Source organism: Haloarcula japonica DSM 6131 (assembly GCF_000336635.1).
GTDB lineage: Archaea > Halobacteriota > Halobacteria > Halobacteriales > Haloarculaceae > Haloarcula > Haloarcula japonica.
Genome location: NZ_AOLY01000007.1, coordinates 14,822 through 33,348, shown reverse-complemented (window position 1 = coordinate 33,348; position 18,527 = coordinate 14,822). Strand labels below are relative to the sequence as shown.

Genomic DNA, 18,527 nt, shown 5'->3' with positions numbered 1-18,527 from the left:
AATTACGATGGGGCGAGCGGGCCGTACCGACTGGTGAGTCCGTACCCCAGAACCGCCAGTGCAGTGATGGCGAAGCCAAAGAGGAGCAGCGAAAACAGGAGATCGAGCGGCGTGACGGCTATGGCCGGTTGGTTCAAGAGGCGATAGTACGCCGAAAAGAGCTCACTACCGAGGACGCTCGCGGCCAGAAATCCGGCGAAACTGGCGAAACCGACGACCGAGGCGGCGGCAGTCCGGTACCGCCGTGACAGGTCACGCCGCCTGGCGTCAGCGTACACCAGCGCGGCGACGGCTGGCGACACGAACAGGGCGGCGACAATCGGGAGGAGGGTCATGATCGGACAGTTGGCCGCAGGGCTACATAAACTCGGCTCCCGGTCAGTAGTCCGGGGTCGCCGTCCCCCGGTATTTTGCCAGGGGCGCGCGAAGCCGGTCCATGCGCGCAGCAGTGCTTGAGGCGTACGGCGAACCGCTCGCGGTCCGGGACCGGGACACCCCGACGCCGGACCCGGACGGGGCCGTCGTCGCGGTCGAGGCATGTGGAATCTGCCGGAGCGACTGGCACGCCTGGCAGGGCCACGGCGACTGGGCCGACGACGACGTGCCGCTGGGACAGGTGCTGGGCCACGAACCGGCGGGCCGCGTCATCGCAACGGGCGATCAGGTGACGACAGTGTCCTCCGGCGACCGGGTCGTCGTACCGTTCAACCTCGGCGACGGGACCTGTGGCTACTGCCGGAACGGGCACGGCAATGTCTGTACCGACGGATGGGCGCTGGGCTTCGAATCCGGCGTTCCGGGCGCGTTCGCCGAACAGGTCGCCGTTCCACGAGCCGACTACAACCTCGTCGGCCTCCCCGAGAGCGTCGGCTTCGATGCCGCGGCGGCGCTGGGCTGTCGCTACGTCACGGCCTTCCACGCGCTGGCTCATCGGGCTGACATCGCCGCCGGGGACCGCGTCGCGGTGCATGGCTGTGGCGGCCTCGGACTGGCGGCGGTCCAAATCGCGTCGGCGCTGGGCGCGAGCGTCGTCGCCGTCGACATCCGCGAGGAACCGCTGGCGATGGCCCGCGACGTGGGCGCGAACACAGTCGTCGACGCCAGCGCCGTCGCGGACGTGCCGGCGGCCATCGAGGACGAAACGGACGGCGGCGCGGAGGTGTCCGTCGACGCGCTGGGCCGGGCCGAGACCTGCCGGAACAGCGTCCAGAGCCTCCGCCCACGGGGCACGCACGTGCAGGTCGGGCTGACGACCGACGCCGAGCGCGGCGAGGTAGCGCTGCCGACCGACTGGATCACCCGCTGGGACATCGACGTGCTGGGGTCCCGTGGCATGCCGCCCTCCCGGTACGACGAACTCCTCCGTCTGGTCGCCGACGGGACGCTCGACCCGGGCGCACTGGTCACTCGGCGGGTCAGCCTCGATGCGGTCTCGGATCGGCTGGCAGCGATGACCGACTACGGAACCGACGGCGTCGAACTGGTGAGCGAGTTCGGGCCGTAGCGGGGTACGCTTTTGCCGAGTCCGTCCGATTAGTCGGGCATGTCCGACACACTGCGCGACGCGGTCGCCGAGCCGGTCCGGGACGCCGTGCCGTTCCTTGTCATCACCGCCCTGTGGATCGTCGTGATGGTCGTCCTCTACGGCCTGTTTCTCGCGACCAAGCCCGGCGACATCACCTACGACGCCTGGGTCCACGCGACGGTGTTCGTCGTCCCAGCTATCGGATTTCTGGGACAGATCCTCCAGCAGGCACTGTCGGGCTGAACGGATCCGGCACGGGAGCGTTACTTCCAGGGGTTCGGCACCAGTTCGGCCTGCACCGTCGCGCCGACGGCGAGATGCGTGTCGGTCGTCGGCTCGGCGATACAGAGCAGGACGTAGCCGTCCCGCAGATGCCGGTCCTTGAGCGCCCGCGGCGGGCGGCGATGGGTCACGTCGCCGGACAGCAGACGAGCCGTACAGGTCCCGCACGCGCCGGTTCGACAGCCGAACGGAAGCGAGACACCCGCGGCCTCGGCGGCGTCGAGTACCGTCTCGTCGTCCGGCACCGAGACCGTCTCCGTTCGCCCGCTGTCCTGCCACTCCAGCAGGACCTCGGTCATCGGCCGCCCGGTCGCAGCGTCGTCATTGCCACACGTCGCTGGTGCAGTCCCCGTCGGGCCACCGGATCTCGTGGGCACGGGCCGGCCCCTCTGGGAGATCCCCGAAGTCCACGAGGAAGTCCCGGTCTAGCGACATCGTTCCCTTCCGCGGGTCTACATCGGCTTTGAGCATCACCGAGCCGTTCTCGGCCTCCTCGGGGAAGAACTGGTTGTCCCACGAGGAAAACAGCGAGGTCGTCCAGTAGAGGCGCTCGCCGTCAAGTGAGAGCTGGAGCATCTGCGGGCCAGCAACCAGGTCCCGACCCTGGATCTGCTGGATGTCGCCGAAGTAGCCGCCGACGGAGATGGAATCGGCCTTCCGGGGGTTGCTCGGGTCCGAGATGTCGTACATCCACACCTCGCCGTGGAGCCAGTTCGACCCGAACAGGTAGCGGTCGTCCATCGAGATGAGGATGTCCGTCACCAGTGCCGGCACCGGCATGTCCCAGTCCTCGTGCTCGCGGTCGTCGAATTCGATGACCGGTTCGGCGTGGTACTCGCCGCCCGACTCGTGAAAGTGGATGATGTTCGAGGATAGCGCCGCCCCGACGTAGCCGTGGGTGCTCTCCGGGGTGTGCAGGAAGCGGGCCTCCAGCGGAATCAGGCCGTCCTCGCCGAGGTCGATGGTTTGCTCAACGGTGCCGGCTGCCCAGTCCCAGAAATTGAGCCGCTGACCGTACTTGCCGTCCTCGACGTCCTCCAAATCGAAGCCGGGGTAGTAGGTTTTCGGGGCTGCCCACTCCGTCGACAGCATCACGTTTTGGCGGGGCTGGTACCAGTAGTCGTAGTTCATCTCGATCTCGCCGGGGGTGTCCCACCGGCCCTGAACCTCGAAGTCGTCGTTCAGTTCGAGGAAGCCGCCGGGGAGGTCGCCGTCGGCGTCGCCGAGCATGGAGATGAGGATCTCACCGTCGGGGATGCAGTGGACGGTGTGGGGCGCGGAGAGGTCGTGGTCGTACACCGCTTCCGGTTCGATGACTTTCGTCAGTTCAGGATCACGTCGCTCCTTGGTGTCGACGATGTGAATTCGCGAGGACCGCTGGCCGGGAATGATGAGATGCCGGCGCTCCAGCCCCTCCATATGGCACGAGGAGGAGCAGGCGTTCCACCCGAAATGATGGAGTTCGTCGCCCTTGTTCGGCATCTGGACCCGATTGACGATTTCGCTGTAGGTATCGGAGTCGGGGTCGACGTCGACGACAGCCAGGAAGTCCGGTGCGTCGACGTCCTGACCGACGTGCAGGCCCATCACGTACGCGGTCCGTTCGGGTTCGGCTTCCTCGATAGCGGCCTGCGGAGTGGCATAGCCCGGTCCCTCGTGGTCGTGATCGTGATGGTCGTGTGTCCGACTCTCAGCTGGCTGCTCTGCGTCACTCATGCATGTTAGTTACATACACATTCCGTTTTAGTAACGTGTTCCGGATGAAACGGCCGCTACATGCGGCGCGGTAATGGCGGCGTCTGGATCGATGTGCGGGCCACCACTGGCTTCACACCAGTTGCCGCCAGCTCCAGGTCGGCTCCCAGTCGAGCAGCCGCTCGGCTTTCGTCGTGTCGATGAGCGGTGCATACGGGTTCTCGTCGTCGGCTGTCGGCCCCTGATAGTCAGCATCAGGGTACAGTTCCGCCGCGAGTTCGGCGCTTGGTGTCTCGGCGCTCGTATCTGGTGCCGAGATCCAGATGCGTTCGTGGCCGTCGAACGACGCAGCAACGGTCCGCTCGACGAGCCTAACCGCGTCGGTGGTGTGGACGTACGCATACAGCGTGTTCCGTTGGGTGTGGAAGTTCGTTGACGCCCGAGACCCGGCGAGTGTCCGGTCTGGCGCGACGAAGGTCTCTCGGGCCAGGTCGTCGTCGACGACCCACGGAAGCCGAAGCGACGTGATAGTGTCCGGCGCGTCTGTGCTCCGGCGGGCGAACCCGTCGGCAGCGATCTCCAGTGCCTGTTTCCCCATTGCATACGGGTTCGACGGCGTGAGGCGGTGGTCCTCGTCAATCGGGAGGTAGTCAACCGCGATGGGGTCCGGTTCGAACCCACCGCCGATAGCGCTGAAACTCGACGCCAGGGCAACCGTATCGACACCCAGTTTGCCGGCGGCCTCCAGCACGTGATAGCTGGACATGACGTTGCTCTCGTAGGTCCGGTATCCCGGCGTGTGGTCGGGCGTGGGAATCATCCCGAGATGGACGACCGCATCGGCGTCGGATTTTGCGAGTGCCCCGTAGACCTCACCCGCATCCAGCATGTCGGTCCTGACATATGCGTCCGAATGGTCTTCCTCCTGTTTCCCACGGGAGAGGTTGACCGTTCGATACCCCTGTGCGGTCAGGTGTTCGAGGACGTGCTGGCCGACACGGCCGTTGCCACCAGTGACGGCGACCGATTCGGGCATACCTACGTCTGCACTGCACAGCCCCAAAACAGTCCCGCAGGGGCCGGTCGCCGCCTACGACTCCATCAGCGACCGCCGAACGGCGTCCTTGATCGGCGTTTGGTCGATCGGTACGACGTCCTGCAGGTCCATTTCCGGGTCGACCGTGACCGGGTTCCGCATACTCTCTGCCAGCGGCCGGGCGATGGCGTACTGCACGTCTGTCGTGAAGCGGAGCCAGTGCGAGGACAGCCCCGGCGTCATCACCGGCACGGCAACGATAAACACCCGCTTGCCCTTTTCCGACGCGGTGAGCTTCAGCAGTGACTCGTATGACCACACCGATGGCCCGCCGATGTCGTAGGTCTCGCCGCGAGTCTCGTCAGCGTCGAGTAACGCCACGAGGTAGCTAATCGCGTCGTCGACACCGATGGGCTGACACGGCGTTCGGACCCACTTGGGGACGAGCATCAGCGGCAAACGGTCGGTCAGGTCGTCGACGATCCGAAAGCTCGCGCTCTCCGGGCCGATGATGACCGCCGCCCGGAGTACTGTCAGGTCGAACGACCCCTCCGCAAGCACCGATTCGACTTCGCGCCGCGACGCCAGATGGGGCGAGAGATTCTCCTCGTCACCGCTGATACCACTGAGATAGACGACACGGTCGACATCCGACGCCGACGCTATGTCGGCGAATCGACGGGCGTAGCGCCGGTCCAGCTCAGCGAAGTTCTCCGAGGTGAGCGAGTGAATGAGGTAGTACGCGACATCGATACCGTCACAGAGGCCGTCGAGGGAGTCCGGTTCGCCAAGGTCGCCCTCGAACGGCTCGACGCCATCGGGAAAAGATTCCTCACTCGCGCTCCGAGAGAACGCCACTACGTCGTGGCCTGCGTCGTCCAGGGTGCGGACCAGTCGCTGTCCGATAAATCCGGTCGCACCCACAACGAGCACACGCATACACTCGTACCTTGTGTCGGAACCCCAAGGACGTTGCGGCGATTCCGTGCTGTGACAGTCGACGGAGCCGTGAGAAACAGGTCGAGTGGCGCTCACGTCTTTCGTGACGACGTGACTTCTCGCTGCCGGTTCGCTCACCGCTGGTAAAACCCGGGTTCGCTATCGCTCGGCAGGTTCGTTGCACGGGCGGTGAGTCATAGCAGTTCTTCGGCATGTAGAATTTCGCGGGGTGGTGACAGCGTCACTCTTGTAGAATATGTTCGGCGTTGACCTGGCGGATTGCGAGCTTGGTCCTGGTTATATACGGGTGCTGTTGCGGATACGCGACCTTCTCACCCTATCGGCACGGTCGTTTGGTCTTTTCTCGTAGGCATGCTTTCTCCGAAAACCGGCTGTCGTACCGCCCGCTTTCGGGCTGAGGTTTCCGCCGGGCAGCCTGTGGTGGAAACGACTGCCTCTCTGTAGCCGCGACTCACTGTACCCCGTCCCGGCGATAGCCGAGCCAGCCAAGCAACAGCGATAGCGAGACGACAACAGCGGCGAGACTGAATCCGGGGCCGGAGCCGTCCGTTGTTGTCGCCCGCGTCTCTGAGACGGACGTTGTCGTGCCGGTCCCAGTGTCCGATGCTGTTGTCTGTGCAGTAGTCTGCGATGCAGTGGCCGTCCCAGTATCGGGTACAGTGGCCGACGCTGTCGAATCTGATGTCGGTGAGACAGTCGCAGTTGCTGTCCCATTTGTTGTCTCGTTTCTAGTTGCGTTCATCGTCCCATTCGTGGTGCCGTTGGCCGCTCGAACAGTCACGTTACCCACATTGGTTGTGTTGAGTTTCACGGCGTGGACACCGGATGAGTTGAACCGGACTGTGAGGTTCACCTGACGCTGTTCTCCCTCCGGGATTTCGAGGCTTGCATTCGCCCCCGTCACCGTTCCGTTATCGTAGACACGCGCCTCGAACGTCCCGTCATCGTCGCCATCATTCTCGATGGTTCCGGACACCATGACCGACTGTCCAGGCGCGGCCGATGTTCTGTTGAGCGACGTGTTTATGATCGAAAACGAGGGTTCAGGTGGGGAGATAGCACCGCCTCCACCCCCACCGCCCCCGCCACCGTTGTTATCATCGTCGTCGTTAGCGTTGCTATCATCATCAGTATCGTTGTTACCGCCGTCGCTGCTGCCATCAGAGCTGTCAGTATCGTTTCCTGCTCCGCCAGCAGTACCGGTTGCTGTTTCCGTAGCCGTTGGCGTGTCCGTTCCCGACGGTGTCGTGGTGTCTGTTGGAGTCGACGAACCGGTGTCGACGCGTAGCTCAATACTGTTGTAGGCTTCGGGTGTGACAGTCTCGCCGTCGCTGTCGGACAGTTTCGTGTCCGCGCCGACGAAGGTGAGCTGTGTGGACCCAGACGCATTTTCGGGGACTGTGAGCGTGATTTCGGCGAGAACAGGATCGTCCGTCTCGCCGGGCCGGAGCTGATTGAACGCAACCCAGCCGGCCTCGTTGTTCACGTTTGTAACGGGGTCGTCGAAGTCGTCGCTGCCGGCAACGCTGTCGATATCCGCGATGGTAGGGTCGAACGTGATATTGGTCTGGTAGCCACGCACCGCTGTTGCGTTGGTCCAGACCTGTACAGTGACCGTTTCACCGGGGGCAACGGCGACCCCGTCGCCCGACGTTTCTGAGACGGTGGTACCGACCGAGATCGTGCTCGCAGACCCCGGTGCCAGTGCGGCGACCGCCATCGGGAGCGTCCCGACTACGACCGTCAGGGCGACGGCGACAACAATCGTTCGGCCCGCCCTCATTGATTCCCCTCCGCCAGGTTCCGGGCGGAAACAGCATCACCGATGTCGACGTCACCGTCGCCATCGACGTCTGCTGCGTCCCGGTCGATGTTACCGTCCTCGCCGGCAACTGACCGCTGGATCCGGTCTACATCATCAGTGTCGACGTCACCGTCGCCGTCGGCGTCGCCGGCCACGGTTTCTCCAGGGGTGTAGCTGACAGTCAGGGTCGGTGGTACGTCGCTGTCGGCACTCTGGATATCCCAGCCGTCGTTCCCGAGCGGGCGAAATACCCACCCGGCGTTCTGTGCGCCGTTTGCCCATGCTTCCACGCTCGCCGTCACATCAATCGAACTCTTACCTGTCTCTACCGCGCCGGTTCGTGTGACCGCATCGGTGACGGCCTGGGAGCCGTCCGTCTGGACGCCGCCGTCCAGCGACGCCCACGTCGAATCGGCGCTCCAGTCCGTTCGCAGTCGATGGACCGCCGCGCCATCCCCCTCGCCCGACGTTTCAAGCGCTACAGTGGCCTGTTTCACGTCCGACCCGGGCGGTATCTGCCCGCTGTCTGTACCGATGATACCATCGAACCGGAGGAGTGCTTGTGTGCTACTGCCCGACCCCTCCGGGTCACTGCCACCGATAGATAGTGTCTCAGCGGTGCCGTAGCTCGTCTCCGGCTCAGCAGCGCGTATCATCGTGTCAGTCGTGCCGCTGTAGCCATCCGTCCGCTGCTGGAACGTCGCCGTCGGTCCGTCTGGCGTCTCGGGTGTTTCCGTTGGTTCCGGCGTCCCGGGCGACGACCCGAATCGGGCGTCAAAGTCGATATCGAACCCGAACTGCGAGTCGCTGTCGGTCTGTTCCTCGTCGGTACTCGGCGAGTACGTCCGGATCTGGATCCGGTCCGGCGCGTCAGAACCGTCTCCCGGACGGAACTCGATGCGGCGAAGCAGGCCGTGCCCGCCGTCGTCTCGGAACTGGTAGTTCGCAAGTAGCTCGTACACTGACGAGCCTGCATCGTTCGTCGACACCTGATGGGCCTCCCCGCCGCTCTTGCCCGTCCCATCGTGCCAGTGACCACAGAGAACCATGAATATCTGGCCGTTCGGTGAGACGAGGTTCTCCCAGACGGTCCGGCCCGTATTCCCGACCTTGCTGGCCTCCTGCAATTCCCGTGTCCGTTGCTGGGGCTCGTCACGGAGATACGAGTGCGTCGTGAGTATCGTCGCCCGGTTCGGATACCGGTCGAGAACGCTCTGTGCCCACCCCAACGTTGTCGACGGGTCGTCCACCGTTCCCGGCGGCTCCCACTCCAGGGCGAGATGGAGGAAGTCGTAGCCGCCGGCCGAAAACAGCTGATAGGTGCTGAGGTTATCCCGACCTTCATCACCGTTGGTCGGGCCCGCCCCGCCGAACCAGTCCCGGCCGTCGTACCGCGAGAGGCCGAAGTACTCCTTGTAGTTGGCAACAGAGGAATTCCGATCCCACAGCGTCGCGTAGTCGTGGTTGCCAGTCACGGTGGCGTAGGGGACCACCCCGTCGAGCGTGGACATGGCCTCATCCATATACTGCCACTCCGCGTCGTCGTCACCGTGGTCGACCACATCGCCTTCGTGGCTGACGAACGCGATGTTTTCGGCGTCCGCGTTGTCGGCGATCCACTGCGTCTGGTCCTTGCCGTAGGGCGTCCCCTCTTTGGCGTACACTTGTGTGTCCGGCAGTGCAACGACCGTCCAGTAGTCCGTCTGCTGGCCGGTACTGGCAGTGGTTCCCAGCGCAGTGAGGCCGACGCCAGCACCAGCAGCTTTGAGCACCCTTCGTCTTGTCGTAGTGGCCGACCGTTCGAACCTGTCGCTACTGTCCATACTCACACCCGGCACAGATCCTGCGATGAGTCAGGGCACAACCCGGCCGCTTCCCTGTGGTCCATCCGTTGTCTCGGCCGCTACGATGGCACCGTCGCGTCTGCCATCGGCCGGCAGTCTCGGCATATGGTCGATACATTTCTAGGCTCTCGAACACAGACCCGTTCGCAGGACGGCGATTAGTTATTGCTCGGTTACTGCGAGTATGCTGTTGTTTTTCGGCGCTCTCGCGATAGGGACTCTTTGTCGCAACTATCCACCGACGCATAGCTAAGGGCTCACTGTCACTCTCGGCTGGGATCGCGGTTTCATTCCGTTTTCACGACGCATATACGATACTCGGCTCAATCCATCGCCTTGATCACGCGCGGCGAGTCAAGCGATTTGACGGCCTCGACGATGGCGGTGTCGAGGTTGTGGTCGCCCCAGTTCCGTTTTCGGGGGATGTGTGCGCGGTAGGTCGCGACATCGTCGAACAGTTCCCGGAACGTCGCCCGCTCCTGTTCGACGACCGCATCGAGGGTGGCGACCATCGAGCCGTCGTCAACGAGTGAATCGTAGGCGTGGAAGTATTCCCTGAGCCGTCCGTCCCATTCGAAGTTACAGATCGACGACGTGGCCGACATCGCGGTGTCGGTCGAGATGCCTTCCACAGTGACTGTGTCGGCGTTTGGCGTGGCCTGGAGGAACACGACGTTGTCGACTGTCGATTTGTCGACATGTTCCGAACGTGGATACAGGTCCGAGATACTCGTGAAACTCCGGCTATCGTCGCCGAGAAACGTCTCGTTCAGGAAGTTGAGCACTGTTTCCGGAAACGAACCGGCTCTATCGACTCGCTCATCGATAACTCCGTGAAGCTCACTACGCAGCCGGTCCCGCTCTGTGTCATGCTGTCGTTTTATTTCGGGGAACGACTCGATATTGAACGGTTGGAGGTTCACACCGAGCGGGTAGCCGACAGCCGTGCCATCCGCGCCGACCCAGAGTCGATCATCGGAGAGGAAGTCCGCGCCCTCGCGCAACAGTGACAGCAGGGTATTGGTCTTCCCGGCTCCACGCCAGGCCGGGAACAGCGTCGTCCGGCCGTCGAGTCGCACGCCCGAGGCGTGTATCAGGGCCTGCTGTCGCGCAGCCCGCTGCTGTCGAATGTGGAATTCGACCGGATAGATGGAGTAAAACGGCTCAAAGCCGCGCGTCACTCGGATATGCTGCCAGCCCGGCGAGACCGCCATGAAGTCCGCCCCGTTTCGGATGACGAACTCGTCACCGGTCCAGGCATAGTGGTCGTCGGGGCTACCGAGAACGACCTCCGCGTGGACCGCCTCGGTCGTCTCCTCGATGACGATATCTGGGTCGTTCGCAGGTGTATCGGTCTCGAACTGGTCATACATCCTCCGGTATTGCCGGCTCGTCCGCCCGCCGTCCCCGAGAACCGTTACGACAACGTCGCCGAAGAAGTCATACGAACGTTGGTTCATAGCCACCTCGATAGATGCTGGCCCGGTGTCGGACCAAGATAGACAATCATCTGACTCATCGTTCCCGTCTGTACGCGGTTACTGCATATTGTTATATATGCGACAATATACCGCGGTTCACTACTAATGAATAATTAGTTCTCGAAAGTAGCACATACATGCCGAGACAAAGCATGATGGTAAACGCCGGCGCCCTGCTGTTACACCGTGGAATTTTGCGTAAGGCTGGGTTATGAACGGTTTAGCCGGTTAAAAGAACTGAAACAGGTCGTCCCGCTGGACCTCGTGGAGGTGGTGTCGGACGGCCTCGTTCAGCGGCTCGGTGGAGCCCCGCTTTGCGCTGATCGGTGCGATAGTTTCCTGCCACTGCTGCCACGGCGGGTGCAGTCCGAGCCGATCACAGAGTTCATTCAGGCGCTCATCCGTGTCGTCGACCTTGTCCATCTTGTTGACGGCGACGACCGGTTCGACGCCGACCTCCCGGAGGAAGTGAAACATCTCCACGTCGTGGGGGATTTCGTCGGGACCGGAGTGGCGGTCGATGATGTCGATGACCGACTTGCCGTCCACGACGAGAATACCGACGAGAATATGCTCGGCGTTCCGCTCGACGTACTGGACCACGTCAGTCTTGATTTCCTCGCGGACGTCCTCTGGGACGCCCTTCATGTACCCGAAGCCGGGGAGGTCACTGATGACGAAGTCGGCGCTGGCCCAGTCGAAGTGATTTGGCGAACGCGTGACGCCGGGCCGCTGGCCCGTGTCGAACGTGTGGCCCGTTATCTCGCGCATCAACGTCGATTTCCCGACGTTTGACCGACCGATGAGCACCACCTCGGCGTCCCGGTCCGGTCGTGATTCGAACATACCCCGTGTACTCCGCCAGCGGGGAAAAGCGCGTCCGTTTAGCGGGGACCGACGATTCCGGAACAATAGCCGTGTGCCTTTCAGCCCCGCACCTGAGACCCGCTGACTAGCCGCCTTTTTATCCTCGGCGGCCCCACCGAGAGCCGTGCGGCTGGTACAGCTACTGATTCCGACCGGGAAGCGTGATGCCGTTTTAGGTGTGTTAGCTGACGAGGGCATCGATTACGTACTCACCGACGAGACGAGCGGGCGGGAGTTCACCGCCGTGGTTACCTTTCCGGTCCCGACAAACGCACTCGAACCTGTCCTCGAAGAGTTGCGGGATGTCGGCATCAACGACGACGGCTACACAGTCGTCGTGGACGCGAACACTGTCATCTCTAGCCAGTTCGAGGAACTGGAGGAGACGTACGCCGAGGAGGAAGACGAGGACCGCATCGCCCGGGAAGAACTCACGTCGAAGGCAAACGATCTCGCGCCGTCGATGTCGAACTACGCGCTGATGACCGTCATCAGCGCGATTATCGCGACTGCGGGGCTCCTGCTCGATTCCCCGGCTGTCGTCGTCGGCTCGATGGTCATCGCTCCGCTCATCGGCCCGGCGATGACTGCCAACGTCGGCACCGTCGTCGACGACCACGAGATGTTCGCCCGTGGCGTCAAACTCCAGGCTATCGGGCTCGGACTTGCCATCGCAAGCGCGACCGTATTTGCGTTGCTCGTCCAGTATGCCAACGTCATTCCGCCGCTCGCCGACGTGACCTCGGTCGGTCAGATACGCGAGCGAGTCGCCCCCGATTTCCTCTCGCTGGTCGTCGCGCTCGGTGCTGGCGCGGCCGGCGTCGTCAGCCTCACCAGTGGTGTCTCGACGGCGCTCGTCGGCGTCATGATTGCTGTCGCACTCATCCCGCCGGCGGCCACGGTCGGCATCGGCATCGCGTGGGGCCAGCCGCTCGTCAGTCTCGGGTCAGCCGTGCTCCTGCTGGTGAACGTCCTCTCGATCAACCTCGCGGTGCTGGTCGGGCTCTGGTACCAGGGCTACCGCCCGGAGCACTGGTTCCGGGAGAGCGACGCCCGGTCGGCGACCGTCAAACGGATCGGCGTTCTCGCCGTGTCGATACTCGTCCTTTCGGCGTTTTTGGGCGGCGTGACGCTGGATTCCTACCAACGAGCGGCGACGGAGTCGGACATCCGCGAGGGCATTGAGGAGAGCATCGATCCGCCGGCGAGTGTCCTGTCGGTCGAAGTCGAGTCGACGAACACTGCGATCTTCCAACAGCCGCGCCGTATCGTTGTCACCGTCGGCTTGCCGCCGGACACGGAGCAGCCGTTGCTTGCTGACCAGATCGATACCGTGGCCGACGACGCGGCCGGTCGAGATGTCGCGACGGAAGTCCACTACGTCACCGTCGAGCGGAACGGCTGACGCTCAAAACCGACTTTTACCGTTCGATGACATAAATAGGGCCGGGCGTGTTACGGATGATATGGTATCACGACCACTCGCAATCGCTGGCGTACTTGTACTGCTCGTCGCCGGTGGCGTCGGGTTCGCACTCGCGGACACCGGAGCCGTCGCGTCGTCATCGAACTCGACTGTGAGCGTCAACGCCGACGCCACCGTCGAACGCGCGCCCGACCGTGCAACTGTCACCGTCGCCGCGGTGGGCCGCGGTGAGACCGCCGAAGCGGCACGCAACAACCTCACCGGCGACGCCGACGCCATCACGTCGGCGCTGGAAGACGAGGGCGCAGACGTGACTTCCTCGCGGTTCCAGATACGCCCCGAGTACGAGGAGAGTAGAGAGGGCCGCGAACAGGTCGGCTACGTGGCGATCCATACCGTCGAGGCCGAAACGAGCAACGTTTCGACTGCCGGGACACTCATCGATGCCGCCGTCGACGCCGGTGCGGACCGCGTTGAGGGTGTGCGCTACTCCCTGAGCGAAGAGACGCGACAGGACGCCCGTGAAGAAGCCCTGACGACCGCTATGGACAATGCCCGGACGGACGCTGAAGTCGTCGCCACTGCGGAGGATCGCTCCGTCGGTGACGCTGTCACGGTCCAGACCAGCGACCACGGCCGCCCCGTCGTGTACGCGGAAGCGATGACCGCCAGTGATGCCGGCGGACGAACGACCATCCAACCCGGTGAAGTCACTGTTGACGCCTCGGTCAGTGTCACGTACGAACTAGAATAAGCCGTCCTTACTCACCATCGCGGTTCCTTGTTCGGCCGTTTCGACATGCCATCTGCCGGTGACGACAGCCCCCGCGATGGCGACCGCAGTCCTCGCGGGTCGCTGTGCTCCCCGCTCGGAGTCTACGAGACGCCTCCCGCTGGTCGGCGGTTTATTCAGATAGCAATCACAGCCCTCGCGGGTCGCTGTGCTCCCCGCTCGGAGTCTACGAGACGCCTCCCGCTGGTCGGCGTCTCGCTATGTCTCGCTACTCGTCAAACGGCAGTTCGAGTTCGTAATCCACAGCGTCGATAGCGGCCTGCAACACGCCGTCGACGTTGTCGTCTTCGGTGACGCTCATGTAGTGGTCGGCCTCCACGTCCGTCGAGAGATCGCTCTTGTTCGCGATGGTCAGCACCGGCACGTCGAAGCGGGCTTCGATGTCGTTGCGCAGTTCCAGCTGGTCCGCGAGCGGATAGCCACACTCGCCACTTGGGTCGATGAACACGAGAACCGCGTCGGCGAGGTGTTCGAGCGCGCTCACGGCCTGTGACTCGATCTCGTTGCGGTCCTCCGGCGGGCGGTCGAGCAGGCCGGGCGTGTCGACGAGCTGGTAGCGAATCCGCTGGTCCTCGAAGTGACCGACGCGGATCTGTGTCGTCGTGAACGGGTACGAGGCGATCTCGTTGTCGGCCCGCGTGACGCGGTTGACGAACGACGACTTGCCGACGTTGGGGTAGCCGGCGACGACGATAGCTGGCTCGTCCGGGCGGATGTCGGGGATGTCTTTGAGGGCGTTGTGTGCGGTCGAGACGGCGGCGAGGTCGTCTTCGACTTCCTCGACGACGTCGGCGATACGGGCGAAGGCCTGCTTGCGGAGCTTCCGGGCGGTGTCGATATCGCCGCGGGCGACGCGGCTCTCGTACTCCTGCCGGATCTCGACGACCTTGTCTGCGGCCCACGAGATCTCCGAAAGGTGCTGTTTCAGCGCGTCGATACCGGGGTCGTCGTCCGCGGGGTAGGCCTCGCCGACAACCGCGTCGGCGAGTTCGACGTAGAATGGGTCGAGGTCGTCAATCGTCGGCCACGCGGTCACCACGTTCTCCATGTTGTCGGAGGCGATGTTCGACGCCGTCATCAGCATCGACTGCTGGGCTTCGTTCCCGTCCTTGGCCCCGCCGGCGCGCGACGCCCGCGAGAAGGCTTTGTCCACGAGCTCCTCGGCGGTAGGCGTCGTCGGCAGACCCTCGAAGGGATGGCTCATAGGTTCCGTTGACGGCCGGAGCGTAAAAGCGCGTTCAATCGCTCCCCAAACTGTTGCGAGTCACGCTTTTCAGCGTCCCGGACACAGTTCCGGTATGGCACAGATTGACGCCGGCGAGATTCTCCCCAACGACCACGTCCAGCAGATGGCCGCCGAGGGGCGGGTCACCCAGATGCACCGTGGTCACCAGTACGCTGATGAGGGCGATACGTTCGAGATCGACGGCACTGAGTTCGAGGTGACAGACGTAACACACCGGACGCTGGGCGACATGACGGACGAGGACGCACAGCGAGAAGGGTCTGAAGACCTGGCGGCGTACAAAGAGCGGATGAAAAAGGTTCACGGCAGCTTCGAGTGGGACGATGACAGCGAGGTCGTCCGGCACCGATTTGCGCCCGTCGACGAGTGAGACGGGGGTCTCTGATGACAGCCGGCAATTGAATCGACAGCCGAGCAGACTGCCACCGCATCGCAGACAACCCTTATCAACTCCGGTAACTATCAGTAACTACATGACAGAGACGATGACGAAGTCGAAAGCGGACGACCCGGAGCGGTCACATCTCGCAGACGTTGAAGACGGCTGTGGCTGTACCGAAATCTGGGAGCACATGAGCGAAGCCCGCGACGAAGACGACGACTGAGCGCCCTATTCTTTCGATACTACGTCGACATCAGTAAACTCGAAGCGTGCACCGCCGGTGTCGCTTTCAGTGAGCGTGACCGTCCAGCCATGCGCAGTGGCGATCTGTGAGACAATCGAAAGCCCGAATCCGGTGCCGTCAGTCGTCGTCGAGTAGCCGCTTTCGAACACCGTCTCCCGGTCGGCTTCGGGGATACCCGGGCCGTTATCCGAGACGGCGAACCCGCCCGGAATCTCACTAACCGTTACTGTCACGTCCGGACTGCCGTGGTCATCGGCACCGCCAGACTGGATTTGACTGCCCGTAGCGCTGTGCTCTACGGCGTTTCGAAGCAAGTTCTCCAGCAACTGTTTGAGCCGCGTCATGTCCGCCTGTATCTTGCGGTCGGTGTCGACCACCAGCGCCGCGTCGCCGGTATCGACGACCTCCCAGCAGTCAGTGACTGCCGTCGCCAGTGCCACCGTTTCCATCTCCGCGACGCTGTCGCCGGTCCGGGCCAACAACAGCAGGTCGTCAATCAACGTCTGCATCCGGTCGAGTGCCTGCTCTACTGCGGCGACGTTATCGTCATCGACCTCCTGTTTTAGCGTTTCCAGTCGGCCGATAGCGACGTTCAGCGGATTGCGGAGGTCGTGGCTGACGACCGTGGCGAACTGTTCCAGCCGGTCGTTTTGCATCGACAATTCCTGCTCACGGTCGCGGAGTTGCTGGTCGCGTTCGACGGCCGCGAAAGCCGCCTCCATGTTCGCCGCAAGGACCCGTCCAGCGACGATGTCCGCCTCGTCGAAGGCGTCGACAGTCGTCGATGCAGCGATGAGAATGCCGTGTTCCCCCAGTGGCAGATACAGCTCGCTGCGTATCGGCGTCTCTGGGTTCTGCACGTCCGCTTCCAACCGCACGTCGGGAACTGCAGTCACCTCGCCGCGTTCGTACACCCGCCAGGCGATGCTGTCGTCCGGCCCGAACGCCGGGATGTCGCCGATAAGCTCCTTGAGCGACGCGGTCGCGGCGACAGGCTCCAGCTGGCCGTCGTCGTTGACGAGGTGGACAGCACTCGCATCGAGGCCGATGATCTCTGCGGCGGCGTTGACGCCGATGCCGGCGACTTCGTTGCGGACTTCCGCGGCCATCAACTCCCGCGTGGCCTCGTGGAGCGCTTCGAGTCGGTGGTCGCGCTCGTCGCTATCGCTTCGGTCGCTGATGACCGCCACTGTGCCGTCTTCGCCGTCCCAAGTCACGTCACACGCTGTGACGCTGGCCTGGATGCTGTTACCGGCCATCGTCCGTATTATCCGTCTGACCTTGTCGGCCGTCGGGCCGTTCTTGACGACGCGTTCGACAGCCTCGGTCCCGCCGTCCACCGGTTCGACGAGTTCAGTCAGTGGCCGGTCGCGGAGTTCGTCGCTGTCGGCGGCGCCGAACAAATCCACCGCCGCCGGGTTCACGTACACGACGGTGTCGGCGACGCTGACGAGAACCGCATCGCTCGTCGCATCGAGAATCCGTTTCGTCCGTTCCTGTGCGGTGTCGGCCGTTGCTTTCGCTCTGACTCGCTCGACTGTGTTTCGGATTCGCTGGGCGAGCACGGCGTACTGCTGGGTCCCGTGCGTTTTTTGAATATAGTCAGTGACGCCGGCTGTGATCGCCTCGCTTGCGAGCGACTCACTCCCCTGACTGGTAAACAGCAGGAACGGTATATCCGGATCTCTGGCACGGACCGCCTCCAGAAACTCCAGTCCGTCGATGCCGGGCATGTCGTAGTCGCTGACGATGCAGTCCACGTCGTGCTCAGCTAGATACGACAGTCCGTCTGTCGCGCTCGTGACCCCGGTGGCGTCAATCGCCTCGTCGTTGGATTCGAGATGTGTCGCGATCAGGTCTGCGTACGACGGTTCGTCATCGACACAGAGGACTGTAACGCCCGACGCCACATGGCCCATACTCCTGATATGAACTGTGTCAGTGTCAATCTATCGCGCTCCTCACCTGGTGAGGGGTCGCCTTACCGCCGCTTGGCCAGTTCTGATCGCAAATCATCGACATCCATTTCTTTCATCGACAGCAGGACGAGCAGGTGATAGACGATATCGGCCGATTCGTGGGCGAGCTCTTCGGTGTCGTCGTCTTTGGCCGCCAGAATCAGCTCCGTCGTCTCCTCGCCGATCTTCTCCAAGACGGCGTTTTCGCCCTTCTCGTGGGTGAACAGCGACGCCGTGTAGGAGTCCTCCGGGAGGTTCGCCTTGCGATCCTCGATGACCGCGAACAGTTCGTCGATGACGTCGCCGGTGTCGTCGCTCATAGCCGCCGTTCGGTTAGCGGGGCCTTCAGGCCGTCGCTACGACTCCACGGAGTCGAAGAAGGCCAGGTCGTGGATGCGCGGGTCCTCGGTCAGTTCGGGGTGGAACGACGTGCCGACGACCGGCCCGTCACGGACCGCGACCGGGCGGTCGTCCCACGCCGCCAGTACTTCGACGTCCTCTCCGACGTAGTCAATGACCGGTGCACGGATGAACACCGCCGGGAACGACTCGCCGAGTCCGGTCACGTCAAGCGGGGCCTCGAAGCTGTCTTTCTGTCGTCCGAAGGCGTTGCGTTCGACGGAGACATCGATGACGTTCAGCGTGTCGACGCGGTCGTCCTGTGCGTCGGTCGCGCTGACGATGAGCCCGGCACACGTCGCCAGCACCGGCTTCCCGGCGTCGACGTGGGCCTCGATTTCTTCTGCGATGCCTTCCCGGTGGATAAGCCGTGAAATCGTGGTCGATTCCCCGCCCGGTAGCAACAGGACATCGCAGTCCGGGACCAGCCCTGCCTCACGTATCTCGACGACCTCCGCGGTCCGGTCGTGGGCCGCTGCTGCCCGCTTGATTGCGTCCCCGTGTTCAGAGACGTCGCCCTGAACCGCGAGTACACCCGCGCGTAGCGTCATACATCCCCGTTAGTGAGCCTGTGCGAAAAGCTTC

At 63.3% G+C, this 18,527-nt stretch carries 19 protein-coding genes; 6 read left to right on the top strand and 13 right to left on the bottom strand.

Annotation, left to right across the window (positions count from 1 at the left end):
• Positions 1 to 2 precede the first annotated feature (2 nt).
• Positions 3 to 335 (bottom strand): hypothetical protein, encoded by a 333-nt coding sequence (locus C444_RS03385; RefSeq protein ID WP_004590934.1) that lies wholly within the window; start codon positions 333 to 335, stop codon positions 3 to 5.
• 101 nt (positions 336 to 436) lie between these two features.
• Here C444_RS03385 and C444_RS03380 point away from each other — a divergent pair, with 101 nt between their 5' ends.
• Both C444_RS03380 and C444_RS03375 read left to right on the top strand, forming a co-directional pair.
• Positions 437 to 1,504, top strand: a complete 1,068-nt coding sequence (locus C444_RS03380) for a zinc-dependent alcohol dehydrogenase family protein (protein WP_004590933.1) — start codon at positions 437 to 439, stop codon at positions 1,502 to 1,504.
• 39 nt (positions 1,505 to 1,543) lie between these two features.
• Positions 1,544 to 1,768: a hypothetical protein gene (locus C444_RS03375; RefSeq protein WP_004590932.1), complete on the top strand. Its 225-nt coding sequence runs from the start codon at positions 1,544 to 1,546 to the stop codon at positions 1,766 to 1,768.
• 20 nt (positions 1,769 to 1,788) lie between these two features.
• Here the strand turns inward: C444_RS03375 and C444_RS03370 are convergent, their stop codons facing one another.
• From C444_RS03370 to engB, 8 genes are all read right to left on the bottom strand, one after another.
• Positions 1,789 to 2,106, bottom strand: a complete 318-nt coding sequence (locus C444_RS03370; protein ID WP_004590931.1) for a 2Fe-2S iron-sulfur cluster-binding protein — start codon at positions 2,104 to 2,106, stop codon at positions 1,789 to 1,791.
• A gap of 22 nt (positions 2,107 to 2,128) precedes the next feature.
• A complete protein-coding gene (locus tag C444_RS03365) occupies positions 2,129 to 3,523 on the bottom strand; it encodes a selenium-binding family protein (protein ID WP_004590930.1) in 1,395 nt (464 codons plus the stop codon).
• Between the two features lie 112 nt (positions 3,524 to 3,635).
• On the bottom strand, positions 3,636 to 4,538 hold the full coding sequence (locus C444_RS03360; RefSeq protein WP_004590929.1) for an NAD-dependent epimerase/dehydratase family protein: 903 nt from the start codon (positions 4,536 to 4,538) through the stop codon (positions 3,636 to 3,638).
• A 54-nt stretch (positions 4,539 to 4,592) separates the two neighbouring features.
• Positions 4,593 to 5,477, bottom strand: coding sequence for an NAD(P)H-binding protein (locus tag C444_RS03355; protein ID WP_004590928.1), 885 nt, complete (start codon positions 5,475 to 5,477; stop codon positions 4,593 to 4,595).
• Between the two features lie 472 nt (positions 5,478 to 5,949).
• On the bottom strand, positions 5,950 to 7,281 hold the full coding sequence (locus C444_RS03350; protein WP_004590927.1) for a cohesin domain-containing protein: 1,332 nt from the start codon (positions 7,279 to 7,281) through the stop codon (positions 5,950 to 5,952).
• Entirely contained in the window at positions 7,278 to 9,074 is a 1,797-nt protein-coding gene (locus C444_RS03345; RefSeq protein WP_004590926.1) for a DNRLRE domain-containing protein, read from the bottom strand. The genes C444_RS03350 and C444_RS03345 overlap by 4 nt, the downstream gene beginning before the upstream one ends.
• A gap of 395 nt (positions 9,075 to 9,469) precedes the next feature.
• Positions 9,470 to 10,606: a hypothetical protein gene (locus C444_RS03340; RefSeq protein ID WP_004590925.1), complete on the bottom strand. Its 1,137-nt coding sequence runs from the start codon at positions 10,604 to 10,606 to the stop codon at positions 9,470 to 9,472.
• Positions 10,607 to 10,855: 249 nt separating this feature from the next.
• Positions 10,856 to 11,473 carry a GTP-binding protein EngB gene (gene engB / locus C444_RS03335; protein WP_004590924.1) on the bottom strand — a complete coding sequence of 206 codons (618 nt, stop codon included), beginning with the start codon at positions 11,471 to 11,473 and terminating at the stop codon, positions 10,856 to 10,858.
• A gap of 145 nt (positions 11,474 to 11,618) precedes the next feature.
• On the opposite strand from engB, the gene C444_RS03330 reads away from it, so the two are divergent.
• Positions 11,619 to 12,899, top strand: a complete 1,281-nt coding sequence (locus C444_RS03330) for a TIGR00341 family protein (RefSeq protein ID WP_004590923.1) — start codon at positions 11,619 to 11,621, stop codon at positions 12,897 to 12,899.
• A 61-nt stretch (positions 12,900 to 12,960) separates the two neighbouring features.
• Positions 12,961 to 13,674 carry an SIMPL domain-containing protein gene (locus C444_RS03325; RefSeq protein WP_004590922.1) on the top strand — a complete coding sequence of 238 codons (714 nt, stop codon included), beginning with the start codon at positions 12,961 to 12,963 and terminating at the stop codon, positions 13,672 to 13,674.
• A gap of 247 nt (positions 13,675 to 13,921) precedes the next feature.
• Here C444_RS03325 and C444_RS03320 read toward each other — a convergent pair whose 3' ends face one another.
• Complete coding sequence (locus C444_RS03320; RefSeq protein ID WP_004590921.1) at positions 13,922 to 14,917, bottom strand: NOG1 family protein; 996 nt, start codon at positions 14,915 to 14,917, stop codon at positions 13,922 to 13,924.
• 94 nt (positions 14,918 to 15,011) lie between these two features.
• Between C444_RS03320 and C444_RS03315 the strand changes: the two genes are divergently transcribed.
• Complete coding sequence (locus C444_RS03315) at positions 15,012 to 15,329, top strand: ASCH domain-containing protein (RefSeq protein WP_004590920.1); 318 nt, start codon at positions 15,012 to 15,014, stop codon at positions 15,327 to 15,329.
• A 103-nt stretch (positions 15,330 to 15,432) separates the two neighbouring features.
• A complete protein-coding gene (locus C444_RS22885; protein ID WP_004590919.1) occupies positions 15,433 to 15,564 on the top strand; it encodes a hypothetical protein in 132 nt (43 codons plus the stop codon).
• A 5-nt stretch (positions 15,565 to 15,569) separates the two neighbouring features.
• Here the strand turns inward: C444_RS22885 and C444_RS03310 are convergent, their stop codons facing one another.
• The 3 genes from C444_RS03310 to pdxT all read right to left on the bottom strand — a co-directional run bounded on the left by C444_RS03310 (position 15,570) and on the right by pdxT (position 18,493).
• Positions 15,570 to 17,504 (bottom strand): response regulator, encoded by a 1,935-nt coding sequence (locus tag C444_RS03310; protein WP_004590918.1) that lies wholly within the window; start codon positions 17,502 to 17,504, stop codon positions 15,570 to 15,572.
• Between the two features lie 62 nt (positions 17,505 to 17,566).
• On the bottom strand, positions 17,567 to 17,863 hold the full coding sequence (gene hisE, locus C444_RS03305) for a phosphoribosyl-ATP diphosphatase (protein ID WP_004590917.1): 297 nt from the start codon (positions 17,861 to 17,863) through the stop codon (positions 17,567 to 17,569).
• Between the two features lie 36 nt (positions 17,864 to 17,899).
• Entirely contained in the window at positions 17,900 to 18,493 is a 594-nt protein-coding gene (gene pdxT, locus C444_RS03300) for a pyridoxal 5'-phosphate synthase glutaminase subunit PdxT (RefSeq protein ID WP_004590916.1), read from the bottom strand.
• Between the last annotated feature and the right edge of the window lie 34 nt (positions 18,494 to 18,527).